This is a genomic window from Butyrivibrio sp. AE3004, from assembly GCF_000703165.1.
GTDB lineage: Bacteria > Bacillota > Clostridia > Lachnospirales > Lachnospiraceae > Butyrivibrio.
In genome coordinates this window covers 89539-113115 of sequence record NZ_JNLQ01000001.1, presented here as the reverse complement: position 1 = coordinate 113115, position 23577 = coordinate 89539, and the positions used below count along the sequence as shown (strand labels likewise).

The window sequence follows — 23577 nt, the reverse complement described above, 5'->3', positions numbered from 1 at the left end:
GCATTAGATATAGTGATATTTTGAATTGGGAACTTTCTAAAGTACTATAAAATATCATTTTTATTTATGTTTTTTGATAAAGCTAATTTGCGTAAAATGGATAATAAAAGACATTAAATCGGTAAAATTGTTATTATAAAACGTAATTATTTGATTTATAATTGTATAAAAGGGATAAATAGACAATGAAAAATGATCTATGAAAAATTGGAGGCGAAAGAATGATAAACGTCATGTTACTTGGGGTGCTAATGCTACTTATTTTTATTTCTGCTGGAAGTATCATGTGGAAAATAACACAATACAAACGAGCACCGTTTGCGCTTTCAGCGTTAGATGGTACATCAGTATTATATTTTATCTATTTTATCTTGGCGCTTTTCTTTTATGGGGTACTTTTATTTCTGACGAGCGCAGTAGATCAATTGCAAATAATAGAAAATTCATTTTTTCAAGCGGTATGTGAATTTGTTGCACCTTTATTAGTCAATGTGGTGTTGGTTAAAATATTGGTGGGATTAGAAAAGTTGATGCACCAAAAGCTCAACTTTGAGAATCTTAACGATTTTGATATACAAAGGCTTGAAATTTATGCTCTATTTATAAATATGATCATTTATGTATCAATGCAGGAATTAGTTATGGGGGGATCGTGTGCTGTGTTTATATTGGATATTTTCAAAGATGATATCGTGGCAGGGATCAAAGGAAACCCCAGCAAATTTTATAAGCATATACAAAATTTGTGCCGTATTAGTAGCTGTAAAGATATTTCGTATGGAATTTGTGTGCTCATCACATGGACAATATTTCTTATGATGATGCTTGCAAAATATATTGAGAAAAGATATTGCGCTTTATTTGTGGGATGCTATATCAGCGATATTGTATTAGCAACAATTATTCTCTACTGCCTCAATTTTAGTATATTTAAGAAAAAAATAGAGAATCGGAAACCAAAATGCCTGAAAGTATCATATGAAATATAAGCGAAAGAGAAATGAGCTGGGAGATAACTCCTGGCTTTTTTCTTTGCGTAATCAAACGTAATCGAATGCATTAAAAACGCTATTATAGTATCAATTTATTGCTGCAGACATCCTAAAAATGCTATAATAATAGCAATAGAAAGGATGAAATTATGGACTATATTAACTATATGTGGGACACCCCATCTGATGTAGCAATGAGACTGGCAAATAAAGTCAAAAATGTAAGAAAAAGAAAAAAAATCACGCAAAAAGAGCTTGCTGGAAGAAGCAATGTAAGTTATGCAACTTTGCGAAAATTTGAAAAGACGGGAAAGATATCGCTTGAATCATTTATAAAGCTAACAATGGAACTGGGGCTGATACAGGAAATAAACAATCTGTTTACAGAACCCGTTTATAACAGTATCGAAGAGGTAATTAATGCGAGCAAATAAAACATTAGATGTATACTATCATGGGCTTCATGTAGGCACGCTTGCCGAAACTCCCGACAAAAGAGTTGCTTTTCAGTATGATAGCGAATGGCAGAAAAATGGTTTTTCTATCAGTCCATTTTCACTGCCTCTACGAAATGATGTTTTTGTGCCGAATGAAAGGTCTTTAGACCGTTTTGGCGGGTTATTCGGGGTTTTTGCTGACAGTCTTCCTGATAGTTGGGGGCAACTGCTACTGGACAGGCACTTGGAATCAATTGGTATTAAAAGAGGTGAAATTAGCACATTAGAGAGTTTGGCATACGTTGGCAAAAACGGTATGGGTGCCCTGGAATACATGCCATCTAAGGAATCTGATTTTGATTACAGGAGTGCTGGCCTAGATTTCGATACAATAGAAGAGCTTTAAATGAATACATAAATTATCTTGAAAGTGAAGAATCCATTGAAAGAAAGGATATCTGCTATCGATGCTTTAATAAAGATGCTCTAAAAAGATATCTCTTATTCATGAAGGATACACTAAAGCTTAGCGAAAAAACCTGCAATCTCAGGATGACAGCAATCCGCTCACTTCTTGCATATGCTGCAGAGGAATCTGTTGAAATCACAGCACTTTCAGTAAACTCTAAAGCGATAAAAGGTCTGCCTGTTACACAGCAGGAAATAGAGTATTTTGAAGATGGCCAGCTCAAAGGATTATTATCAGCGCCATCTCAGGATACTAAAATGGGACGACGTGATCTGATGATTCTTATGCTTGGTTATGATGCTGCTCTTCGAGTTAGTGAGTTAATTGGACTGACTTTGGCATCGATTCACTTGGATGTAGAAGTCCCATATGTGAACGTATTGGGTAAAGGGCAAAAATACAGGAATGTGCCACTTATGAATAAGACAGTTGAACATTTAACGGAATATTTAATGGAGTTTCATGGGTCAAACTCCGTAAGTACACCGTTGTTTTTTGCAACTACGCATGGTATTTGCCATAGACTTTCTGATGATACCATCCAGAACATACTCAAAAAATATGTTGCCATGAGCGGTAAAAGCATTATAATGCCTGAAAAAGTGCATTTTCACATTCTTAGAAAAACAAGAGCCATGAATCTTTATCAGGCTGGATGCCCATTGTCATATATACAGCAGCTTTTGGGACATGAAAGCATTTCAACAACCAGCGGATTCTATGCGTTTGCAACACTAAAAACACTTGCTGATTCTATAGAAAAAGCATATCCATCCAACAATAAAGAAAAAACCTGGAAAGATAAAAGTGTAATGAAACAGTTATATAAGCTGTAAAAACTATGCCGATATTTCACGGGAAAGTCCTAAGTAGACTAGTATTCCAGAAAATATCGGCATAATTAATTTATCGGTATAAGTAGTGCTATGACGATATCGTCATAGTACTACTAACGCGATTGAAAGCCTGAATTCATGCTATCGCAGACTGAACAAGCAAAGAACTGTATTTCCTAGCCCTCAGGCGCTGATGAAGGCTCTTTATCTTGCTACATTTGAGGTTACCAAGAAGTGGACCATGCCAATCAGAAACTGGGGTAGAGTTCGCGGTGAGCTTTCAATCATGTATCCTGGCAGACTTTCAGATTAACGATTTAAACCTCTATCTCATTTGGGATAGAGGTTATTCGTGCAAATTTGAATTGATCCTTGGATTTATCTGCTGATTGTTTTCAAGAAGTCATGAATAATTCCGTTGACTTGATCCGGCTGATCATCGTTTGCATTATGTGCTGCCTCCCGAATCAGGATCAGCGGAAATCCGGTCCGCCGTGACCATTCCCTGTTATATGCAGCCACCTTTCCGACTTTATCCTTATCACCAAGCAGCAGAATCGTTCTGCATGGAATATCAATATGTTTGTTTTCGGGAATGAAAGCCGCTTCACCGACATACAGTAGGCGGCACAGTTCATTCTTTGTGTAAGAAGACAGCATGGCGAGCATTCGTTTGCGGGCTGTCTCTGTGGCTCCGCATATCTTTGCCATCGAAAATCTCAGCAACTGATCAGGAAACATTCTGCACATCCATTCTAATTGAGACAGCCAGAACATATCTGATTTCGAGTAATAATCTCCGAAAGGTACACTGTCAACCGAAATAAAACCGGCTGCCCGGGCTGGATGCTGATCGATATAATACTGGGCAATCATACCTCCCAGTGACTGTCCGATGAAGACCGCCTGATCCACACACTCAGTTTCAAGAATGCGGTTCAGTTCATCGCTGACATTGGCATATGAAAAGGAATCATAGGGTCTTGACTTCCCGTGGCACGGGCAATCCCATACCAGGACTTTGATCTTATCCCAGAAAAACAACAGCTGCGGCTCGAACAGCCGATGATCCGCACTCAGCCCCGGAAGGAACACCAATGAGACAGCACTCTCAATCTCATTTGTCCAATAGTACGTTGTTCCGTGATCAGAAGATATATTTTTTTCATTTAAACCAGGCATGTTTTTCTCCGTAAACTCCGATTTATCGATTGCATATACAAATAATCATACTACAATCCTTGGTACAATCACAAACTGATATTGACTTATATCTTTAATAAATGTATAGTCAGAAAAAGGAAGCAACCAGTCTGATTGCTCCCTCATAAATCTAAATTATCATAGAATACCCATATTTACAGAAAAAATTTCAAACTCTCGGTTCAGCTATTAAAATGTACCTATATCTATATTCAATAAGCCTTTATGATATGCACGATGGCACTCTGGACATAGGGTAATTATATTATCTGGAGTGGATGGACCACCTTCACAGACCTCAATCACATGGTGTCCATGAGCGTCTTTACATATTTTTCCGCAAACAAAGCAAATATAGCTGTCTCTCTCTTTTCCGGCTTTTTGCGCTTTGATATGATCATTATCCCGTGGAAAAAACTTTGCCATTAGTCATCCTTTCGACCTAATGCTTTTGCTATCATGCCAGGTAAACTCTTTTTATCTCCTTTAAGGTAAGCACCATGAGCATCAGGCGCAATTTTTCTCTTTAAATTCATAAATCCAGAAGTCATTTTGTCAGCTTGCTCATCAGTAAGGTTGTCCACTTTATACCATACGGATTTATCTTTAGGGGTATTAGCTTTTTTGCTCGGACAATTCCTGGCATCGTGACCTGAGCCGCCGCAATAGCTACATATTCTTTCTTTCGCCATAGTTTGTCACCTCTATCATCAAAAAGTCCCCATTTCTACTGAGCCATCCTCGGATTTTGTTTTAATAACGCCGTTTCCCTGTGTGATCAATATGCTATTATTTGACAGCCGGGGCAGTCCTTCATCATCTATGTCATAATGAAATATCTCTACGTCCTCATTTTTCCGGCGTACAGCTATGTTATTATCCCATACATTCAAGACAGAATCTCCTTTGTGAAGTATTCCAATTTCTATTTGCATACAAGCACACTCCTCTCCTGGGTTAATACTGAACCTATTGAATAAAAAAGACATATTTGATTGCTATAATACATTTTATCGTAGCTGGTAGGCATCATTTCTAAAACTTTTCTTAATTAATCATTCTGAAAACTACGACCGTCGCAATAATAGCGGCCTTTTTCTTTGCAATCAAATAGGCATTTTATTGTAAGTCCATTATAAAATTGGAGCATAAATTAAAATTAGAAATTTATTCCAAATTTAGACATATTTTGTCCAATGTGGATTTTATAATTTAAAATATAGAATAGAAAATAGAAGCAATCGTCTTTCAAGGAGTAGCCATGTTCCATCCGATCAAAGAAAAAAATATGCAGGCATTAGCAGCTTATCAGAGACAGCTATGGAAGAATCCTAAGCTCACCTTTTTATTCTTTGAGCTAACGGACAGATGTAATCTGAACTGTATGCATTGTGGAAGCAGTTGCTTAAATACTAATGTGACATACCTTGATTTTGAAGTGATTAGTAGGATTTTGAAGGGAGTATCCGAGCGGTATGATTCAAGCCAAATAATGATATGTGTTACCGGCGGAGAACCGATGCTTCATCCGGATTTTATTAGGGTAATCGAAGCATCTCATGATCTTGGATTTCCGGTAGGAATAACCACAAACGGAACGATGATAGATGATGGAATGGCGAAGAGCCTTAAAAAAGCTGGTCTGGATACGGTAGCGATTAGTATTGATGGTTTAGAAGCGGCACATGATGCTTTTAGAAGGAGCCCCGGTGCATTCAGGAAAGCGATGCAGGGAGTAAGGGCGCTTAAACGAGCTGAAATAGAGCCGCAAGCGCTTACTGTTATCCATAAAAACAATTTTGACCAGTTAGAGGATATTTATAACTTTGTTAAAGCAGAGGATTTTTATTCCTGGCGTGTTGTAAATATGGATCCTATAGGCAGGGCAAAAGAGCATGAAGACTTACTCCTTAATGGAGAACAGTTGAAAGGATTATACGATTTTATACATGAAAAACGTTTTGATCCTGACAATGATATGGATGTTACGTATGGCTGCTCACATTTTGTTACATATGAGTATGAAGACGAGCTTCGTGATTACTATTTCCAGTGCGGAGCTGGTACAAAAATAGCAAGCATCTGTGCTAATGGTGACATTGCTGCTTGTCTTGATATTGTAAGAAGACCTGATCTTGTGCAGGGGAACGCATATAAAGAAAGTTTCTGTGATGTATGGGAGAAAAGATTCGAGACTTTCAGACGGGATCGTACTGCTGAAAGTGCTGTTTGTAAGGATTGCCAACATAAAAGTGTTTGCATGGGAGATTCTGCACATACCTGGGATTATGATGCAAATGAACCACGGTATTGTGTTTCAAAAATGATAGGAGATAGAGCGGAATGACTATATAGATATGCATGTGTTGTAGTGAGGAATTTTCATAAAAGAAGGAGTTTTACGAATGCAGATAGTAATACCAGAAACAACCAAGGAATACTATATCGTTACGGATAAGGAAGAGATATATTTAAAAGCTCTGGATTTGAAGCTGGATAATGCGATCTTATTTACAGGAGAAAAATTTGATGCAGAAGATGTGGCCTTTTTTAATCAAAGTCCTAAGGCAATCGCTTTTATAGTCTTTTGTACAAACACCAGTAAATGGCTATCTGGACTGAAAACTCAGCTATATGATAAAGACAACAAGCTGTGTGTGACCTTACAGGATGGGAATCTGTTGGGGCAGGAAATTTCATATGCTTCTGTTGAAACGGTAGTCAAAAATCTAAAAGGAATAATAAAAGCTACTGAACAACAACTGAGATATCGTGGTTATGTCTCCTCACAAGATTATGAGAACAGATGCGGTAATTGTCAGTCGGAGCTTTTGCCTGGAGAAAAATACTGTAAGTATTGCGGAACAAAAAGAGGAGAAGGTGCATTTAGTCCTTATCTTAACTCAATGACTGGTTTATATGGGCCTCCGATAATCACTACTTATAAATGCAAAAAGTGCGGTAAACAATTTGATGAATGGACGATTGGACGAAGTAAAGTGAAGTATTGTCCTGAGTGTGGTGAAAATGTGAGAAAAATCGGCGAAAAGGAGTATTAGTGTTATGAACGATATCATACGTTAGAAAAGAAGACTGCAAGTGAAATAATGTCCTGTACCCAAAATAAAACTGAATGCATAGCTAAAGCGAACCCACTTCCAGAACCTGTTGATTATTATGAAGCAATATTTGATGTTGAAGATAAGCAAGCATCTGCCAAGTATGAACTTGGATCAAGACCTAATAAGCTGTATAAAAAAATAATCTCTGATTCTTTAAAATCTGCAAAGACTAATAGGGTTTTAACTCCGGTAACAGAACTGTATTCCATGATAATCCTCTCTGAACTGTGCAATGGAAAAACTAAAGAAGAAATACTTAATGCATTAAAAATGGAGGCACATGAAACGGCACATATAGGAAAACTTATCAGGGATGCAGTGATAACACCTAAAGGATATGGCTCTTGTATGTGTGAAATGAATTCATCACTATGGATAGATAAGTGCATGTATCCACAAAAAGAAAACCTTACAAGCATCTTCGACAGAACTGGTTTTGAATCATATAGTACAGTTATGGGCGATCCCGCAACAGATAATGAAATTGCTAAATGGCTTACAGATAAGACTGGTGGATTTATGGATGCGGAAATTACCAGAATAAAGTCAAAAAATGAAGATGCCTTCTATCTATTTTCAACCATAATGCTCAATGGAAAATGGATGAATGAATTCCGAAGGGAAGAGAATATACAGGATTATTTTACGATTGATAGTGGAAATAAGATGAAACAGGAGTATATGTGTGACATAGACTATACTTTCATTGGGCAGGGGTCCTGCTTTACAACGTATTCAAAATCTCTACATGGCGGTTATATAACTACTTTTGTCCTTCCAGACAGAGAAAAAACGGTAAAAGATGTTATCAATAGTGAGGATGGTTTATTGGCATTGGCTACAGGTTACACTCCAAAGCATACTTCATATATAGTACATGTACGGATTCCTAAATTCAGGGTATCAGAAAGGATAGATATGATAGACATGATGAAAGGTATGGGCATAAAATCGGCCTTTTGCAAGGATGATGCCGATTTTTCTGAAATAGTAGGGAATCCCATAAATGCATTTCTGGTAAAAGCAGAACAGAATTGCTGCTTTGAAATTGATGAAGAAGGTGTCAAAGGCGCAGGTCTTATTGAGTGTGGAGGTGCTTCTGGGTGTTCTCTTTTAGAATCGCAAAAAGACTATTATTTTTATCTGGACAGACCTTTCCTATTTACGGTAACCCAAAGGCTTGCAAATCCGATATTTACTGGTGTTATATATAGTCCTGCTGAATAATTTAGATAGATTTTATGAAATAGGGCAATCGAATAATTTATAATAAGTAATGGAGTACCAAAATGTGCTCCATTATTTTTATCTTTTTATAAAAATGGACAATTCATGTCCAGATTGACTGATAGTATCTAAGTAGACAATAGATCTAATGAGGTAGAGAAATGTCAGAAGATAAGGAAGGTAAGAGCAACCGTGCGTTATCAATATATTCACGATTAATGAATGGTCGTATCATCTATAAATCACAGGAAGCTGAGCGCTTTTGTGTATCTGAAAAAAGTATACAACGGGATATAGAACAGATACGGGAATTCCTCGACAATCAGGCTGCTACAGACGGTATTCCCAATAACCTCATATATGATTACATGAAAAGAGGATATGTAATCGAACAAGCAGAAGATGCTCATTTTACAAACGATGAAATCCTTGCTACATGTAAGATTCTACTTTCAAGCAGAGCTTTCCCTAAAAAAGAAATGAATTCCATTCTGGATAAACTTATAGCGTGCTGTGTCCCGGTAAAAAATCAAAAGGTTATATCGGACCTTATACTAAATGAGAGATATCACTATGTGGAGCTTACACATAAGCAGATTATCCTTGATAAGATGATGCTTTTGGGAAATGCTATTGAGTTTCAGTATGTAATAGAGTTTGAGTATCAGGGAGTGCAGGGTCATTCACCAAAACACAGGGAAGTAGAACCTTTGGCAATAATGTTTTCCGAGTTTTACTTCTATCTTGCAGGAAGAATCAGAAATATAGATAAGGAAACTGCTTTTGCAGATCCCAACGATGCCTTTCCAACAATATATCGTATAGACCGCATTAGAAATTTGGCTGTTACAGAGGAACATTTCTCTACTCCATATAGGAACAGATTTGAAGAGGGTGAATATAAGAAGAGAATCCAGTTTATGTTTGGAGGGAAACTTAGAAAAGTGAAGTTCAAGTATAGCGGATATTCATTGGATTCCGTTTTAGACCGACTCCCGACAGCAAAGGTAACCGGTGAAGAGGACGGAAAGTACGTCATCGAAGCAGAAGTCTTTGGAGATGGAATTGATATGTGGCTTCGAGGACAGGGCGAGAATGTAGAAGTGATGTGATAATTTAGGGAGACACTAATGAAAATCTCAGACAAGCAGGTAAAAATCGAAATTATTTCAGATGATCAGAAAAGGTATAAAGATGTAAAACAGTCTATTTTTGAAATTGAAGAAGAAATCAAGTCTGTCTCACCACATGCTGATGATATGGATTATTATATGGCAATAGCATCAGGCGTAATATGTGGATTGATTGATAATCTTTGGGTTGGTGAATTCGGCCTTGCTGGAGGCAGAGAAATAGCTAGTGACAAGGCTGAAGAATTTGTCATGAATGTTTCAAAGAAATTAGGTTATGAAGGAGATAATCTAGGTAATGCCGTCCATCACCTTGAAAAGAAATTTGGCTTACCTGCAGATAGCAATACCCCTGATTTTGGTGGTGGTCTGCAACATCATCTTCGTGATTTTGCGCACCATCCAACAGTTCTTGGACTATTCTTTTCATTGCTTACACAATTTACCTACATGTCATATGGAACGGATACAAATGGCCTGTTTAAAATTGTTCCTGTAAGAGAAAACGGTTTGGAGTTCATAGGAGAAACCCTACCTGAAAAAGTATTCAATGGAACTGTTATCTGGGTATTTCATTTAATCAGTGATTTGGTTGGTTCCCACACCACTGCTGGTTTGAGTGGTGGGACGGGAATCCCGGGACCTATTCTATCTATGGCCAAGGAAATATCAGTACTTCCTGTTTTTAGAGAAATTTGTATAGATGATCAGAGCCTTTCCGCAGTTCTGTCAAAACTATTTAATGGAACTCTCCTTGCAAAGCATGATGCAGAAGGAAAAGTAATAAAGGATGCTATTTTAAAATTTGATTTCAGAGGCGAATTAGGTTTTCTTCATGAGGTAGGAAAACAATCTGTTCCGGTTATTGTTAATGATTGCATAGTCAGAAGCTTTTTCTTTATCCGAAGATTTGCTAATGAACTTGAGGATAATGAGATTACCAAAGTAAAGGATTTGAGCAAGATTGATTTTGATAATGTAAAACCGTGGAATAATCCTACTTTGTCGAGAATGCTTTTTGTATCTTCGGGTGTCTTCTGTACGATGGACTTTGCTGATGCAATTATTTCTAAGAAATATTTTATATCAGTAAATTATGTAGGAATCGGTAGATTTACAGTAGCTGTTGGATCCGAGGTTGTTGACGTCCTAAAAATAAGGGACTTAAAAAAAATTAAGAAGATGTATGAGCATATAGAACTATACACATACACTTCGATAGATAAAAAAAAATATGAAAGGCTGGTAAATGATATGGATATAGATAAGTTTGGACTAACATTAGAACAGACAGAAATTCTATATAACCTGGAATACTACAAGACGCTTAATGACATAGAGAAAACGAAAGTGCTAATTAATAATGAAAAAGTTACCGAGCTAAAGACCGCATGGCTAGATGAATGGAAAAGTTTCATAACAGTAGGTTTTCCAGGATTCATGAGAGATGATAATGCAGTTATTCATTGGTATGAGAAGGATGAATTGCTTTCTATTATAAACAATAATACTCCTGAAGAAGTATGGCTAAGATTAGTACTGCTTGAAGCTATGCTTTTTGAACCATATTACGCGCTTGGAGTAGAAAAAGATAAGAATGGCAAAGATGTTCCAAGCAAAAAGTATAAGGATTTACAAAATCCGGTAAATGGTTATAAAAAATCTGAAGGAGATAGGTTTCTTGAGGAATTATTCGCAGGAAAGTCCTTCTATGAACAAGGTTATATAAAAAGACTTAGAAAGACTTATGAAAAATGCTTGAGAGAACTAAATGAAGTATTGAAAGCTACACTAACCGGCTTTGGAATTACTGCGGGAATTGTACTTGTTTCTGTTATTACTGCTGGAATGTTCGCTCCTGCCATAGCGGTATTATTGGTTGGCTCCAATTTTGCAGGACTTAGTGGTGCAGCTCTTACAAGCGCATGTTTGGCGTACTTAGGTGGTGGTGCTATTGCTGCAGGCGGTCTTGGCATGGCTGGAGGTACAATGGCTATCGTTGGTGGTGGAGCGATTCTTGGACTAGGTGTTGGAGCTGGCGTTGGTGGAACCGTAGGTGCTATAGGAGTTATCGGTAAACAGGCTACTATAATGCAGTCCGCTAAGCTCATGGTTTCGGTTAGAGAAATTTTCCTCAACGATGAGCATGATATCGATTACTCAAATACCGTCTATGAACAGTATGTTACTAATGCTAAGAACCTTGAAAATGATCTCGAAAGAGACAAAGCACTCGAAAAGGTTGCTGATAAGGACGAAAAGAAGCAATTGAAGCAGCGAATCAAGGATGAAGAAGAAAGCTTGCATGCAATGAAGATTGCTATAAAGAGCATGAATAAATTCAAAAGCGCATTTGAAGTAGGAATGGAAGTAGAGGATAAGGATTCAGTAGAAAAGGAACAGTAAAAAACCATTTTTTGCGCAGACCACACCAGAGGTCATGAAGGTAATTACTGATGATGGATATTTTAGATAAGCTCACGAAAACAATATGCTTTATATCAAAAAAGAATAGGCCATCTTTAGAGAGAGAGGATTTCTATCTCATTATTTCTGAATATAGTGATTTATCATTAGAAGAAAGACAAAAACTTATGATAGCATTTGAAACATACAAAATTGATGCTACTAAAAATGATATTGATGAATTTATCAGAAAAATGAAAGAGGCATGATTATAGTTGGAAAAAGAGACTTCCAAATCCTAAAATGGAAGGAAAAAAATACATGAAAGCTTTCTTAAAAAAATGTTTTATAAACAAAAGGAATGTACGTATAGAAGAATTCTGCAAAAAAACAGGTATATAATATTTTATCTCTCGTAAAATATTATTAGGCATGGAATTATGACTGAAAGACACCGCTTTGGCGGTGCTTTTTCTGCAATAATCTCGAATATTGAAGAAGTTAACGCGACTAAATCAACATTTTATAGAGTCATGAACATGAACATGCACGAACAGCTTGATAATGCAATTTCATTGCTAATGTGTTACTATATTAATACAAATAACTGTTTTTGTAATGGATAACTAGGAGGATTATTTATGGCAAGTACTATACAGGTTCGTGTAGACGATGAGTTGAAGCAGGATTCGGATAGATTATTTAAAGACCTTGGTACTGATACAACAACGGCTATAAGAATGTTTCTAAAAAAAGCTGTTGCAAGTAATGGTTTTCCTTTTGATGTAACTCTTGGGGATGTATATAATCCGGTGAAGCCAATGACAGAGGATGAATTTTTGAGCAAACTTCAAAAATCCCGTGAGCATGCTGCGCAAGGCAAATACCGTGATGCAGATGATGTAATCTCTGATATGAGGAAAAAATATGGCTTATAAAGCTGTAATGGCCGAATATGCAGAAAAGGATTTTGATAACTTTCTTTATTATTAAGCCCTTCGGGGCTTTTTTTCTGTGGAGATTAGTTGTTTCTGAATGAAATTGTTGTTTTATTCTTAAAGTCCCATCACTTTTTGCATTTCATCATTAATCCAACTTTCTCGCTCAGTGTGAACTTTTTGAGCATTGAATATTTCGAAGAATATTTCGAAGAATTTATTGAAGAAGTATTCTGGATTATATATAAAAATATTAAGAAACGGAGGTGATTCATATGCCAACAATAGCACCAATTTCTGAATTGCGTAATTATGGTCAGATTCTGGACAAGGTAGAAGCGGGTAAGCCAGTTTATCTTACTAAAAATGGTCGTGGAGAATATAGCATACATAGCATAGAAGATGATGAGATTTTCGACAAGGCTAGGGCTATGGTCAAACTCATCAGTGAACTCAATGCCGGATTTGCTTCCGGAGAATAGGAAGGATGGATCAGTGACGATGAGGTCGCTGAGCATTTTAAAAATAGGCGTAGGATGGTGAAAGACTGAAATGGATTACGAAATAGTTTACTCACCGATGGCTCTGGCAGATATGGATCAGACATGGGACGAAGTTTCAGCAGATTTTGGCATTGCAGATAAGTATATAGCCGATTTAAGAGCTAACCTCAAAAAGGTCAGTAAGCGCCCTAAAACAGGTGAACGCCTGTATTACGAAGATGTTTTTACTGGAATTTATTACGTGACTCATAAGAAGTACAGTGCATTTTATAGGATCAGATCTGATCGCATTGAAGTAGGAAGAGTCTTGTACAATAGGAGTGCATACATTAGTCTTGTAATAAAGTCCATGAGTGAAGAATGATGATCTTCACACTTAAAACAATTGCTGCCCATTGGAACGGATGCCTTTAATTGGTGGCAGCTGAATAGTTGGAGCAATTTCATGATATCACTACCCATATTAATGGGGAAAGCTGGAACTTTGTCATGTAAGTTCCAGCTTATTTTTTGAAGAAAAGTTTTTGTGTTCTTATGAGGGGATTATTATCATTTCTGATAGTCATATGATACAAACAGAATCGTAAAAGAAAGTGATAGAAGTATGAAGAATCTGTGAAATCATCACTTCATTAAAAATATAATCTATTAAACTCAGAACTTAACCATATATAATTTTTGGCAGCATAGATATATTGGTAATCAGTATCGATACCAAACATACCTTGGAAAGAAATGCCGATGCATTCATTTTTTCTTTATAATCAGGAGAGTATTTTAGTGTTTTCAATCTTCAAGCCCCATCACTTTCTGCATTTCATCATCATTAATCCAACCTTCACGCTCAGCGCGAGCTTCAGCCTTATTAAGGTCTAAAAGTACGTTGTGTAATGCTTTAAGACGATCAAGTTCATCAGCTTCCTCAATGGACATGATGGTATAGACTCCGCGACCATTTCTTGTAAGATATACTCTGCTGTTGGTATCAACTTCCTTAAGGACATCTGTGTAATTTCTCAAATCGGATATAGGCATAATAGCTGGCATAGGTACCTACTTATAACAGCGAAAAACAAATTTATATAATTACATTATATGGCTATAAGGATATATTAAGAAGTAAATTCGCATGCGAATATATCAGCAAGGCTTATGTTTACATTTATACATTACGTTACTATTGGTAGTATCAATACTTTTAGTTGAAAACTGTTGATAGTATGGTGAGTTATCCTTGGACTTTTTCTTTAAAATAATGATGTAAACAATATACTAAATTCGAAAGGAGAAGCTATGGATTTACAGGATATGACAAATCTCGTCACTGCATATGAGGGGATAGATGAGATTATTGACGGAGTTGAGATGATTTGCGGAGAAAGGTGCGGAGATGGTGCTTTGGACAAGATCTCAAGTCTTGTAGACCTGATCATCAAGTATTCGGTATATCATGACGAGAAAAATGATCCCGATCACGAAAAGATCTACAAAATACTTGAAGATGACAGGTTTGAGCCGGAGGAAAGAGCAAAAAGATTATTAGGAATGGAGTTATGACGGAAGATGGCTTAAAGAAATCGAACAAACACTATAATTATGGTTTGTTGGCAGGAGCTGAATGGAAGGTGCTACTCATATAAAACCTGTAAATAGTTGTAATTGTATGCTTGAGGTGTAAATACTTGTATAGATGTGTAAATAGGTGTATTATAATATCAAACATGTAAATAGTTGTATTGGAGGTCATTATGAAAAATCCATTTACACATACACCTGGAAGAGTTGGTGATGCGAATATTACCACCACTCTGGAAGAAAAAGTCTATGAAAACTTCTTGTATCCACAGCCATCTGAGAGCGTATATAAGATAACTGGAATACGAGGGTCTGGGAAAACCGTTATCTTTGGAAATATACTCAGACATTATAAAACTGCGGGCATGAAAGCTGAAGGATGGCTGGTTTACGATGTCTCATCTGCAAGAAATCAGATTAGCACATTGATATCTTATCTATTGCTCGAGCCAGAAGTAAAAAAAGCGTTGCTGGCGGAAAAAACTAATCTAAGTGTTTCAATACCTTTTGTTGGAATAAATGCTGGTGTTGATACAAAAACGGATTATGATGATGAAGTGCGTCTTGAGCAACTTATTGGTATTTTAGTCAAAGCGAAAAAGAAGATTATGATTGGCATCGATGATATAGCAAAGACCGACTCAATGACTGAATTCTGCTCAGTATATGCGAAGCTGATAAGAAACACTTTGGAGGATGAAATAGCAGCTCCATGGCCTGTTTATCTTATTTGCTCCGGTGTTTATCAGAATTTTTATGAGTTGGGCGAAGTTCCAAATCTTACTTTCTTTAAGAGGGCAGCCGAACTGAGAACAGAGCCATTTCCTATGCCTGCAATGGCAATCAAGTATGAAGATATTGCACAGATGGATGAAGACAAGGCTATTTCTTTTGCCAAGATGACTAAAGGCTTTGCCTATGCTTATCAGGTGATTGGAAGTGCATACTTCGAATATAAAGACAAGGGCGAAGATTATGTGCTAAAGCAGGCAAAGAGTGAGTTGTTCGCTCAATGCTATGAGAAGATATGGAAAGAACTTCCTGAAGGAGAACGAGAAATCCTCAGGATAGTTTCTTCAGGTCCCAAAAAGAGAAAAGAAGTTCTTGAAGAGCTGGATGGCAAGGGGAGCTATCAGGTAAATAGTACCGCGTTGAAAAAAATGGGCTTACTCCTAGATAGCTCAGAGTCTTATGGTGTAGCAGATATTACGTTGCCATTTTTCGGTGAGTATATTCAGAAGTATTGTTGATTGTTAATGACAAACCATGGGACTGTTCTTTTGTCTTTGTATATTTAATTCATGGACATGGTCATGTGATAAGGAGATTCATAAGAGCTCAAAATGTATAACTGAAATACAAAATAGATGAAGGAATATCCGGATATCAATGGGTTGAAATGTCCATGGTATCCGGTTTTTTCTAAATTGGTGCAATACACGAATGGAGGGAGCAATTCTCGTTTATCATTACACCATTAATGGGGAAAGCTGGAACTTTGTCACGTAAGTTCCAGCTTATTTTTTGAAGAAAAGTTTTTGTGTTCTTATGAGGGGATTATTATCATTTCTGATAGTCATATGATACAAACAGAATCGTAAGAGAAAGTGATAAAAGTATGAAGAATCTGTGAAATCATCACTTCAATAAAACCATACATGCTTGACTGAAATAGTTATCGCGACCTTTTAGATGGTATATTACGAAATACCGTTTAAAAGGTCTTTTTTTACTGGCTTTGAAAAATCAGCAATCGCTGAACTGTGCGCTATTTCGACAACCACCGCCGCAAAGATGCGCAATCTAAGCGGACGACTCACGACTTTATTGAAAAAGTAAACGCGACCCATCAATATCACGAATGTATGTATTTTGGGATATATATTAACTAAATAAAGAACGCATTCCGGAAATGCATCAGATTTTTACCATCTGTGGCATCATTTTTCCATGTATCAGATTTGAGCAGTTAAAATAATTCAGTATCGCCATCCGGAAGATCCCAAAAATCTGAGTCTTCTGGCCCATCAGGTTCAGTCAAGCCCATGTGCTAAACATGAATTTTGAACACTTTGCAACTACCAACAATCCGGAGATCTATCTTTCGCTTGTTATGCTTTATAAGTCTGCTTTTGGAGATGGTAATTATGGATGGTTTAATAGCGATATATGCTTGCTTTACTTGAACGCAGCACGTATTTGTAACAGAAATAAAGATTATGAACAAGCCATAAGTTGCTTTGAAAAAGCCCATGATCATGGTGATTGCTTTACAGAAGCCGCCAAAGAGCCCATAAAAAGGCCGACCAGTGCAGGCATAAGTAACGCAACTGAATTGCCTTCCCGTTTTGTCCATATCAATGAAGGAACTTTTAAACAGTATATCGAGCTTTTCTCAGAAGATGTCATTTCTAAACTGCGAAGCAATCCCAAGTACGCAGCAATTCTTTAATCATGAATACTACCGGTATTTGTGGGCAGAGCCCACAAATGCTGATAGTTATAGTAACTGTCGGTATGGAAAATAAAATGCCGCAAACTATGGAAAATTGTTTGCCGCATTTTCTGGAAAATTAAATGCCGTAATTTATGGAAAACTACTTGCCGTTTACAAAAATATTGCTTCATAATGGTCTGGCATTGTATAAGACGCTAAGAAATAGGAATATGGATATGTTTTTAAATGAATAGAGCCATGTATAACGGAAGGGTGATTATTCCTGCGTCTCCTACGCCTATGTTGCCATCTATGAACTTATATCCAAAATCTATATCGGATTTATTTTTTATCACAGAATTAAGCGATGTAGCACGCGTATTACCGCTCTTTACTTCTATTGGAATGACCTTGCCATCTTTTTGAATCAGAAAATCTATTTCCTTTTTAGTTGTTTCATTTTTATAGAAGAAAAGAGAGTAATCTTTTTTGATCAGAGCATCTGCAATGGCGCACTCAAACAATCCACCTTTTGTGCTTCCGGAAAGCGTGTTTTCAACGATATGCTGCTTTAGTGAAAAATCTTTCATGGCAATAAGCAGAGATAGATCAGTGGTATACGCCCGGAAAAAGTCGTCTCTTGCATAATCATCAAGATCATAGCGCATATCAGAAACAAGCCGGCAGAGCTGGATGATATCTGCTCTTAGGAGCCAGTCTATGCTTGAGTAATACTTCTGAGCCCTTGCGCCATGTTCAATCTCTTTATACTGAAATTTATGGTTTTTCTTATCAAGGAGCTGCTTTGAAAGGGAAAGATAGCATTTTTCTGCCTTTACCTTTTCTTCAGCAGTTGCGTAATGAGCTATATCATACAAATAACCCTGCAGGAGGCTCCGCTGTACCTTATCTACTTCCCTGTAATCTTTGGAATCTATATATTTTTGAACAGCTTCAGGCATACCACCGGTGGCGATATACTGTCTGTAATATGACATCATCTGATTGTGGATGCCTTCCGGAACAGCCTTCTTCTCGGAAAAAAAGGATTGAAGTGATCTTATCATGTCATCAGAAATGCCAAGTCCCCAGAGGTATTCTTCGAAATCAAGTCCATGCATTGTGATGTAATCAACATACCCTACGGGGTAGGATGATGATCTTTTGTAATCTATACCCAGAAGAGAGCCTGAAGCTATTACGTCATATCTGTTATCTGTAGCCCAGAACTTAAGTGAAGTTATGGCTTCCGGACATTCCTGGATCTCGTCTAAAAAGATAAGCGTTTTATCAGGAACAATTTTCTTTTCCGGAAATCTGAATCTTAATGCCATGACCATGCTATCAACAGTCAGATCACCTGAGAAAATCTCAGCGGCTGAAGGAGTCTCTTTAAAGTTGATTTCAACGGTTTCTTCGTAGTTATCACGGGCGAATTGCTCAATTATATATGTTTTTCCAGTCTGGCGAGCGCCTTTGACGATAAGGCATTTCTTATCTTTGGCGGAAATCCAGTTTTTCAGCTGCTCAGTAACTTTTCTTTTTAGCATTACGACACCTCATCAACATTTTAGAATATTTAAAATGCATCCAAATCAACATTTTGGAATACAAAAATGGTGATTGAATCAACATTTAAGAATATTTTAGCATGTGCAACTCAGACGAACAATATTTTAATTTTTTCAGAAAAGCATCCTTCTATTTTGCCAAAATATCCCATATGACTTAGTGTTCAAACCCTGACATAGCCTGTCTTTTCTGCTATATTAACTAAGTATGTACCACATTTCATAATATACGAAGGGAACTATATTATATGATCACAATGCAAAAACTCGGAATGGATTCCTACGATGCCATTCTGGAATTTGATAAACTCTGCTTTACAAAAGTCAGTTGGTGGCTCGATCTTTTGAAGAATGATAGAAATACTTACTATGCTCTTATGGACGATAACAAGATAATAGGAAATCTCGCCACCTACAACTGGAGCGGTAAAGACAATTATATGAAAATCATGGGAATTTCCGTGCACCCCGATCACAGAAATAAGGGCCTTGCTACAGAGCTTATGAAATATGCTGAGGAAGAATGCATATCATCAGGACTAAAAAACATCTGCATAGAGATACTCCCTGATAATCTTGCCATGCTAAGGGTTTTAAAAAAATGCGGTTATGAAAAAGATAATTATGTTAATCCCATTTATGGTCCGCAAGAAACTCATAACTATTTTTATACCAATCCTTCCTACACTGAGCCATCTAAAACTAAAAAACAAAGCAAAAATAAGTCTGCTCAGCCCAAAAAAGTGATTAATATTACGGTTAATCCTTCAGATAAAGTAGCCCTTACAGACAGCAAGTTCGGAGGATATCCTTACTGGCCACAAGACAAGGAATACCCTGTTAGCATGAAGGGTGAAAAACTCATACTCCTTGCCCAGATAAACCTAAGTGATGTAAAAAATCCTCTTCTTCCAAAGGAAGGACTATTACAGTTCTTCATAGGCTGCGATGATGTTTATGGCTGTAGCTATGATGATGACAAGGACTTCAAAGTTATATATCACAAAGATATTGATCCGGCTGTATCTGAGGAATCAGTAAAAAGCCTTGGTATCCGATCTGCCGCTGATCTAAATAGGGAAAAGGATGAATATTTCCCGCTCTGTGACTGCTATGGTATCACCTTTGAAGAAGGTATTGATAAGAAAGCCGGTAAAGACTCCGATGAAGATGAAGGCATCACCGGCAATAAAATATTTGGCTATCCCTTCTTTACCCAGGATGATCCTCGAGACGATGGTAAATATGATACCCTCCTTTTCCAGATGGATTCCTGTTATGGCGATGGATACGAGATCATGTGGGGAGACTCAGGAGTAGGTCACTTTTTATAGAAGAGGATGATCTGAAAAACCTTAACTTCGATAATGTACTCTATACCTGGGATTGTTTCTGATGAACTGACTTTGATATCATGATATGAAATTTGCAAAACTCACGACAAAAATCGCGTCGTGAGTTTTTTAATAATAAATAATAATTCCTGTAACGAATTTCTCAAAAAGTGGACTAATATAATAGAATCAGAAAAATGAGCAGCAAAGGAGGTCTTTGTGGATTGAACATTAAAAAAATATGCGAAGAGTATTATCCACTGGTATTGGGGAAAGGGGCATTATACCTTTTTATAGCAAATATAGTAAGTCCAGGCATCAAAAACGTTTGAGAAGTCAGAAACCTCCCAAACGTTTTTGAATAATAACAGGTGTTTTTAATGTTTGTTCTAAGAATTTATTTTAATGCCTGAATTCTGTCATTCATCTTTTTTGCCTCAGCGCTGTAATGTCTCATGAAGAGGAACCAGGTGATAAAAGCAACAAGGAGCTGTGCTCCGATCACAATTATGCCCTGGGCGGGTGTTGATGCGTTTACCCAGCCAACATTGAATGCCACTATGGTATAGATTATGCAGCCAATGCCCATGTGGATCAGTACCCTTAAGGGCATTGGGATGTTTTCAGCATCATAAACTATTGTCGGGACACCAAATCCTATGCCGACGATTATGCATCCAAGTACCATTTTGGTGAACTGGTAGTTGGTAAGCGTAAATGTTCCGCCGCCGTTTATGTCGAAAATAATTCCTGAGATACAAAAGAATAACATTGCGATACCTATTCCAAGAACTGCTCTTTTTACAACTTCTTTCATTATTTTTCTCCTTTATAGTCCTAGATATTTTTTAAATTCTGACAGATACTTTCTTGAAACATAATCTTTACAGCCATTTTTTAGCTTTAATAGGAGCGTTCCGCTAAAACCGGGCTCTATGCTGTCCATGCATGAGAGATTTATGAGGGTGGATTTTGATATCTGCATGAACTGGTTACCAAGCTGTTCGCCGATCTCGTAGAGTCTTTTTCGTGACCTGTACTGCTTCCTTTCCGTATAGATTATGTTTTCTGTGTTTTCCACCCTGACCATATAGATTTCTGCAGGCTGCAGGATCACTATGTCTCCGTTGCTTTGCAAAGCTGTAATCGGGCTGTCATATGAGCCGAGCATATCGATCATACGCTGTATGTCCGGGGTTACCCTTTCTGTGTATATCACAGCATATGGATCCTTGTATTGTGGAGATATATCTACGTTAACCTTCATGAAGTTTGCTCCTTTCTTTGATGATGCAATCATACAATATTCCCATGGACCTGTCCTTACATCTTATGTAAGTGGCGAAATTTTAAAGGTGAAATGCAAGAATTAGGATATGACAGATGGACAAAATATACTCTGCCCCGTGACGGATTTTGAGAAGAGATTCATCTTAATTCAAAGAATCTGGAGTAAAGCTCTAATGGATTTCTTCCGATAAACAAAATAGCAAAGGATTGCCAGGCATTGGCGGTAATGGATAAAACCGCCAGGTCTGGCTTTTTGTTACTGTTTTTGTTTTGAATGGAGGGATTTTATGATAACTGAAGGGATAAATGAAAGTAATAAGCATCAGATATATACCCATAGTCTCAGGCCTGAGAGTATAGGTGATACCAAGAGGTCCTCGTTTTTGGAAATATTTAACAGTACAGCGAAGGAGTATGTGCAGGATAACAGGCCCTGTGAATACTTTGATCTTGCTGACAGTACCGGACATATAGGCTATAAGAGTGCGATATATTACTGTAATAAGGAAAGTAACAGGTTAGAGCTTGGGAATGTTTCAGATGAGAGTAAGTGTATCAGGATCAAGCTCTCCAAGGGTGGGAGCCTTCTTGTTAACAGGGATAACATAGATGAGCTTCTAATGAGCATAAGTATGTTCTCAGCTAAGGATCAGGGGCTTATCATGCAGGCAGTGATGAAGGATAAGATTGCAACTGAAGCAAGGAAGCGAGAAGAGACCAGGGATGATACGAAGGATTTGATTGATTTGGTTTCCTCTGATGATAAGTGATTCGAGGTGATTTCTAGTGTATTAGAGATCAAGTATCTATGAATAAATAGAGCTGATTTATGATAAAATACTGACTGAGGAAAGGAGGTATACGCTTATGAAAACTACCTCAACTGCACTGAAAACAGTGCCTAACCTCAATTAGTGCTGGGTCCATAATTGACTAAGCACTTCATATATATTCAGCCCATCTTCGGATGGGCTCTTTTAATGTGTACCATTCCTAGCACCGCCTCCGGCGTTGGTCTGCCCATCTCCCAGACCACAATGCCGCAGGAGGATATTCTCACAAGAGAGGTTTTGATGCGGCATTGAAAGGTGGGATTAAAGTCCCCTTTCTCCAACGGTTTCCCCAGGGAAACCCCTTATGCATGCGTTTATTCTTACTTGGTGACAGCTATCTTTTAGCTATAATGAGCTATTTTCTATGATAAAATGTGTTTGTTGGGGCATTTTTGATTTTGTTTTCAATTAAGAAAAATTGGAAGGAATAAAGAAAGCATTGGCAACATATGCAATATCAGACCTGCACGGGCAGTACAATATGTTCTTAAAGCTCCTTGAGAAGGTGGAGTTTTCAGATAAGGATGAGCTTTATATGCTAGGAGATGCCATTGACAGAGGACCAGATGGGATAAAAATCCTTAAGCATGTGATGAATGCTAAAAATATGCATTTCCTTTTGGGAAATCATGAGTTCATGATGCTAAACGGTGTTGCCCCTGATGGGAGTGCGACCGTAGACTATGGGAAGCTCCCAGGGAAAGATTCCGTCCTTTGGGTATTTCGAAATGGCGGAAATAAGACATATTTTAAGTATAAGCTCCTCAAAAAGGATGAGCGTATAGAGCTTCTTACCTGGCTAAGGTCATGTCCTCTTTCAACGAAGGTCACGGTAAATGGTACAACGTATATTCTTACGCATTCATTTTTCAAAGAAGATAAGATAGATGTTCCTTATGGTGAAATTGATTATCAGACTGCATGGGATATAGTGTGGCAGTCGCCTTTTCGCTGGGATGTGTATATGGATAATAAGGAGTACACGACATATGAGCCATGGATTTTCATTATAGGACATGTGCCAACCTGTCATGCTGACGAAGCGGAAGGATGGAGACCTTTAGGAATATACCTTGAGGACAATATCATCGACATTGATGGTTGCTGTGCCCACTATGACAATAACGATAAGTACTATAAGGGCGGGATATTGCTAAGACTTGATGATTTAAAGGCATTTACAATTACTTTTGATGAGCTTGAAAAAAGGGGATAATTATTTTGAGAAGTAAAAGATATAGGCAAGAGTCACATATCATGAGGGGGAGTTTTTT

At 37.4% G+C, this 23577-nt stretch carries 27 protein-coding genes and 1 pseudogene; 20 read left to right on the top strand and 8 right to left on the bottom strand.

Annotated features, from left to right (window positions below; genetic code table 11):
* Window positions 1-221 precede the first annotated feature (221 nt).
* The 5 genes and pseudogenes from BV60_RS0100645 to BV60_RS22480 form a co-directional block, all read left to right on the top strand.
* Window positions 222-989 carry a hypothetical protein gene (locus tag BV60_RS0100645; RefSeq protein ID WP_029318903.1) on the top strand — a complete coding sequence of 256 codons (768 nt, stop codon included), beginning with the start codon at window positions 222-224 and terminating at the stop codon, window positions 987-989.
* A 152-nt stretch (window positions 990-1141) separates the two neighbouring features.
* Entirely contained in the window at window positions 1142-1426 is a 285-nt protein-coding gene (locus BV60_RS0100640) for a helix-turn-helix domain-containing protein (protein ID WP_029318902.1), read from the top strand.
* Complete coding sequence (locus tag BV60_RS0100635; protein WP_029318901.1) at window positions 1413-1835, top strand: HipA N-terminal domain-containing protein; 423 nt, start codon at window positions 1413-1415, stop codon at window positions 1833-1835. The genes BV60_RS0100640 and BV60_RS0100635 overlap by 14 nt, the downstream gene beginning before the upstream one ends.
* Before the next feature lie 101 nt (window positions 1836-1936).
* Complete coding sequence (locus tag BV60_RS0100630; protein WP_081846511.1) at window positions 1937-2734, top strand: tyrosine-type recombinase/integrase; 798 nt, start codon at window positions 1937-1939, stop codon at window positions 2732-2734.
* A gap of 109 nt (window positions 2735-2843) precedes the next feature.
* A pseudogene (locus BV60_RS22480) lies at window positions 2844-3047 on the top strand (transposase); the annotation flags it as partial.
* A 65-nt stretch (window positions 3048-3112) separates the two neighbouring features.
* On the opposite strand, the gene BV60_RS0100620 reads toward BV60_RS22480, so the two are convergent.
* The 4 genes from BV60_RS0100620 to BV60_RS0100605 all read right to left on the bottom strand — a co-directional run bounded on the left by BV60_RS0100620 (window position 3113) and on the right by BV60_RS0100605 (window position 4872).
* Window positions 3113-3916 (bottom strand): alpha/beta fold hydrolase, encoded by an 804-nt coding sequence (locus BV60_RS0100620; RefSeq protein ID WP_029318899.1) that lies wholly within the window; start codon window positions 3914-3916, stop codon window positions 3113-3115.
* Between the two features lie 210 nt (window positions 3917-4126).
* Window positions 4127-4363, bottom strand: a complete 237-nt coding sequence (locus BV60_RS0100615; protein ID WP_029318898.1) for an HNH endonuclease — start codon at window positions 4361-4363, stop codon at window positions 4127-4129.
* Window positions 4363-4629: a hypothetical protein gene (locus BV60_RS0100610; protein WP_029318897.1), complete on the bottom strand. Its 267-nt coding sequence runs from the start codon at window positions 4627-4629 to the stop codon at window positions 4363-4365. The genes BV60_RS0100615 and BV60_RS0100610 overlap by 1 nt, the downstream gene beginning before the upstream one ends.
* Before the next feature lie 18 nt (window positions 4630-4647).
* Entirely contained in the window at window positions 4648-4872 is a 225-nt protein-coding gene (locus BV60_RS0100605) for a hypothetical protein (protein ID WP_029318896.1), read from the bottom strand.
* Between the two features lie 326 nt (window positions 4873-5198).
* Between BV60_RS0100605 and BV60_RS0100600 the strand changes: the two genes are divergently transcribed.
* The 9 genes from BV60_RS0100600 to BV60_RS0100560 all read left to right on the top strand — a co-directional run bounded on the left by BV60_RS0100600 (window position 5199) and on the right by BV60_RS0100560 (window position 13627).
* The gene (locus tag BV60_RS0100600; RefSeq protein WP_029318895.1) at window positions 5199-6284 is read left to right on the top strand and encodes a radical SAM/SPASM domain-containing protein; all 1086 of its coding nucleotides are present in this window, start codon (window positions 5199-5201) and stop codon (window positions 6282-6284) included.
* Window positions 6285-6342: 58 nt separating this feature from the next.
* Complete coding sequence (locus BV60_RS0100595; protein ID WP_029318894.1) at window positions 6343-6996, top strand: zinc ribbon domain-containing protein; 654 nt, start codon at window positions 6343-6345, stop codon at window positions 6994-6996.
* 48 nt (window positions 6997-7044) lie between these two features.
* Entirely contained in the window at window positions 7045-8286 is a 1242-nt protein-coding gene (locus tag BV60_RS0100590) for a serpin family protein (protein WP_029318893.1), read from the top strand.
* 161 nt (window positions 8287-8447) lie between these two features.
* On the top strand, window positions 8448-9398 hold the full coding sequence (locus tag BV60_RS0100585; protein WP_029318892.1) for a helix-turn-helix transcriptional regulator: 951 nt from the start codon (window positions 8448-8450) through the stop codon (window positions 9396-9398).
* A gap of 18 nt (window positions 9399-9416) precedes the next feature.
* Entirely contained in the window at window positions 9417-11822 is a 2406-nt protein-coding gene (locus tag BV60_RS0100580) for a hypothetical protein (RefSeq protein ID WP_029318891.1), read from the top strand.
* 50 nt (window positions 11823-11872) lie between these two features.
* Window positions 11873-12091, top strand: coding sequence for a hypothetical protein (locus tag BV60_RS0100575; protein WP_029318890.1), 219 nt, complete (start codon window positions 11873-11875; stop codon window positions 12089-12091).
* Between the two features lie 372 nt (window positions 12092-12463).
* Window positions 12464-12760 carry a type II toxin-antitoxin system RelB/DinJ family antitoxin gene (locus BV60_RS0100570; protein WP_029318889.1) on the top strand — a complete coding sequence of 99 codons (297 nt, stop codon included), beginning with the start codon at window positions 12464-12466 and terminating at the stop codon, window positions 12758-12760.
* A 275-nt stretch (window positions 12761-13035) separates the two neighbouring features.
* Entirely contained in the window at window positions 13036-13242 is a 207-nt protein-coding gene (locus BV60_RS20670; protein ID WP_029318888.1) for a type II toxin-antitoxin system prevent-host-death family antitoxin, read from the top strand.
* 70 nt (window positions 13243-13312) lie between these two features.
* Window positions 13313-13627, top strand: coding sequence for a type II toxin-antitoxin system RelE/ParE family toxin (locus BV60_RS0100560; RefSeq protein WP_029318887.1), 315 nt, complete (start codon window positions 13313-13315; stop codon window positions 13625-13627).
* Between the two features lie 422 nt (window positions 13628-14049).
* Here the strand turns inward: BV60_RS0100560 and BV60_RS0100555 are convergent, their stop codons facing one another.
* Window positions 14050-14310, bottom strand: coding sequence for a type II toxin-antitoxin system prevent-host-death family antitoxin (locus BV60_RS0100555; protein ID WP_029318886.1), 261 nt, complete (start codon window positions 14308-14310; stop codon window positions 14050-14052).
* 246 nt (window positions 14311-14556) lie between these two features.
* Between BV60_RS0100555 and BV60_RS0100550 the strand changes: the two genes are divergently transcribed.
* The 3 genes from BV60_RS0100550 (at window position 14557) to BV60_RS0100535 (ending at window position 17290) form a co-directional block, all read left to right on the top strand.
* Entirely contained in the window at window positions 14557-14820 is a 264-nt protein-coding gene (locus tag BV60_RS0100550; protein ID WP_029318885.1) for a hypothetical protein, read from the top strand.
* A 191-nt stretch (window positions 14821-15011) separates the two neighbouring features.
* Window positions 15012-16088, top strand: a complete 1077-nt coding sequence (locus BV60_RS0100540) for a hypothetical protein (RefSeq protein WP_029318884.1) — start codon at window positions 15012-15014, stop codon at window positions 16086-16088.
* Between the two features lie 806 nt (window positions 16089-16894).
* On the top strand, window positions 16895-17290 hold the full coding sequence (locus tag BV60_RS0100535; RefSeq protein ID WP_029318883.1) for a hypothetical protein: 396 nt from the start codon (window positions 16895-16897) through the stop codon (window positions 17288-17290).
* A gap of 227 nt (window positions 17291-17517) precedes the next feature.
* Here BV60_RS0100535 and BV60_RS0100530 read toward each other — a convergent pair whose 3' ends face one another.
* Window positions 17518-18825, bottom strand: coding sequence for an ATP-binding protein (locus tag BV60_RS0100530; protein ID WP_029318882.1), 1308 nt, complete (start codon window positions 18823-18825; stop codon window positions 17518-17520).
* A 269-nt stretch (window positions 18826-19094) separates the two neighbouring features.
* On the opposite strand from BV60_RS0100530, the gene BV60_RS0100525 reads away from it, so the two are divergent.
* Window positions 19095-20180, top strand: a complete 1086-nt coding sequence (locus BV60_RS0100525; RefSeq protein ID WP_029318881.1) for a GNAT family N-acetyltransferase — start codon at window positions 19095-19097, stop codon at window positions 20178-20180.
* 397 nt (window positions 20181-20577) lie between these two features.
* On the opposite strand, the gene BV60_RS0100515 is transcribed toward BV60_RS0100525, so the two are convergent.
* Together BV60_RS0100515 and BV60_RS0100510 are read right to left on the bottom strand one after the other, a co-directional pair.
* A complete protein-coding gene (locus tag BV60_RS0100515; protein ID WP_029318880.1) occupies window positions 20578-20997 on the bottom strand; it encodes a DUF3021 domain-containing protein in 420 nt (139 codons plus the stop codon).
* A gap of 12 nt (window positions 20998-21009) precedes the next feature.
* Complete coding sequence (locus tag BV60_RS0100510; protein WP_242840914.1) at window positions 21010-21480, bottom strand: LytTR family DNA-binding domain-containing protein; 471 nt, start codon at window positions 21478-21480, stop codon at window positions 21010-21012.
* Between the two features lie 277 nt (window positions 21481-21757).
* Here BV60_RS0100510 and BV60_RS0100505 point away from each other — a divergent pair, with 277 nt between their 5' ends.
* Both BV60_RS0100505 and BV60_RS0100500 read left to right on the top strand, forming a co-directional pair.
* Window positions 21758-22240, top strand: coding sequence for a hypothetical protein (locus BV60_RS0100505; protein WP_029318878.1), 483 nt, complete (start codon window positions 21758-21760; stop codon window positions 22238-22240).
* Between the two features lie 481 nt (window positions 22241-22721).
* The gene (locus BV60_RS0100500; RefSeq protein ID WP_029318877.1) at window positions 22722-23519 is read left to right on the top strand and encodes a metallophosphoesterase; all 798 of its coding nucleotides are present in this window, start codon (window positions 22722-22724) and stop codon (window positions 23517-23519) included.
* Window positions 23520-23577: the final 58 nt, after the last annotated feature.

Excerpts from the sequence above, each read along its gene's own strand:
- BV60_RS0100510 (WP_242840914.1), bottom strand. The coding sequence starts at position 21,480 with ATGATTGCATCATCAAAGAAAGGAGCAAACTTCATGAAGGTTAACGTA.
- BV60_RS0100600 (WP_029318895.1), top strand. The coding sequence starts at position 5,199 with ATGTTCCATCCGATCAAAGAAAAAAATATGCAGGCATTAGCAGCTTAT.
- BV60_RS0100640 (WP_029318902.1), top strand. The coding sequence starts at position 1,142 with ATGGACTATATTAACTATATGTGGGACACCCCATCTGATGTAGCAATG.
- BV60_RS0100550 (WP_029318885.1), top strand. The coding sequence starts at position 14,557 with ATGGATTTACAGGATATGACAAATCTCGTCACTGCATATGAGGGGATA.
- BV60_RS0100530 (WP_029318882.1), bottom strand. The coding sequence starts at position 18,825 with ATGCTAAAAAGAAAAGTTACTGAGCAGCTGAAAAACTGGATTTCCGCC.
- BV60_RS0100595 (WP_029318894.1), top strand. The coding sequence starts at position 6,343 with ATGCAGATAGTAATACCAGAAACAACCAAGGAATACTATATCGTTACG.
- BV60_RS0100590 (WP_029318893.1), top strand. The coding sequence starts at position 7,045 with ATGTCCTGTACCCAAAATAAAACTGAATGCATAGCTAAAGCGAACCCA.
- BV60_RS0100580 (WP_029318891.1), top strand. The coding sequence starts at position 9,417 with ATGAAAATCTCAGACAAGCAGGTAAAAATCGAAATTATTTCAGATGAT.
- BV60_RS0100645 (WP_029318903.1), top strand. The coding sequence starts at position 222 with ATGATAAACGTCATGTTACTTGGGGTGCTAATGCTACTTATTTTTATT.
- BV60_RS0100560 (WP_029318887.1), top strand. The coding sequence starts at position 13,313 with ATGGATTACGAAATAGTTTACTCACCGATGGCTCTGGCAGATATGGAT.
- BV60_RS0100630 (WP_081846511.1), top strand. The coding sequence starts at position 1,937 with ATGAAGGATACACTAAAGCTTAGCGAAAAAACCTGCAATCTCAGGATG.
- BV60_RS0100505 (WP_029318878.1), top strand. The coding sequence starts at position 21,758 with ATGATAACTGAAGGGATAAATGAAAGTAATAAGCATCAGATATATACC.
- BV60_RS0100575 (WP_029318890.1), top strand. The coding sequence starts at position 11,873 with ATGATGGATATTTTAGATAAGCTCACGAAAACAATATGCTTTATATCA.
- BV60_RS0100635 (WP_029318901.1), top strand. The coding sequence starts at position 1,413 with ATGCGAGCAAATAAAACATTAGATGTATACTATCATGGGCTTCATGTA.
- BV60_RS0100610 (WP_029318897.1), bottom strand. The coding sequence starts at position 4,629 with ATGGCGAAAGAAAGAATATGTAGCTATTGCGGCGGCTCAGGTCACGAT.
- BV60_RS0100620 (WP_029318899.1), bottom strand. The coding sequence starts at position 3,916 with ATGCCTGGTTTAAATGAAAAAAATATATCTTCTGATCACGGAACAACG.
- BV60_RS0100540 (WP_029318884.1), top strand. The coding sequence starts at position 15,012 with ATGAAAAATCCATTTACACATACACCTGGAAGAGTTGGTGATGCGAAT.
- BV60_RS20670 (WP_029318888.1), top strand. The coding sequence starts at position 13,036 with ATGCCAACAATAGCACCAATTTCTGAATTGCGTAATTATGGTCAGATT.
- BV60_RS0100585 (WP_029318892.1), top strand. The coding sequence starts at position 8,448 with ATGTCAGAAGATAAGGAAGGTAAGAGCAACCGTGCGTTATCAATATAT.
- BV60_RS0100555 (WP_029318886.1), bottom strand. The coding sequence starts at position 14,310 with ATGCCAGCTATTATGCCTATATCCGATTTGAGAAATTACACAGATGTC.
- BV60_RS0100515 (WP_029318880.1), bottom strand. The coding sequence starts at position 20,997 with ATGAAAGAAGTTGTAAAAAGAGCAGTTCTTGGAATAGGTATCGCAATG.
- BV60_RS0100605 (WP_029318896.1), bottom strand. The coding sequence starts at position 4,872 with ATGCAAATAGAAATTGGAATACTTCACAAAGGAGATTCTGTCTTGAAT.
- BV60_RS0100525 (WP_029318881.1), top strand. The coding sequence starts at position 19,095 with ATGATCACAATGCAAAAACTCGGAATGGATTCCTACGATGCCATTCTG.
- BV60_RS0100615 (WP_029318898.1), bottom strand. The coding sequence starts at position 4,363 with ATGGCAAAGTTTTTTCCACGGGATAATGATCATATCAAAGCGCAAAAA.
- BV60_RS0100535 (WP_029318883.1), top strand. The coding sequence starts at position 16,895 with ATGAATTTTGAACACTTTGCAACTACCAACAATCCGGAGATCTATCTT.
- BV60_RS0100570 (WP_029318889.1), top strand. The coding sequence starts at position 12,464 with ATGGCAAGTACTATACAGGTTCGTGTAGACGATGAGTTGAAGCAGGAT.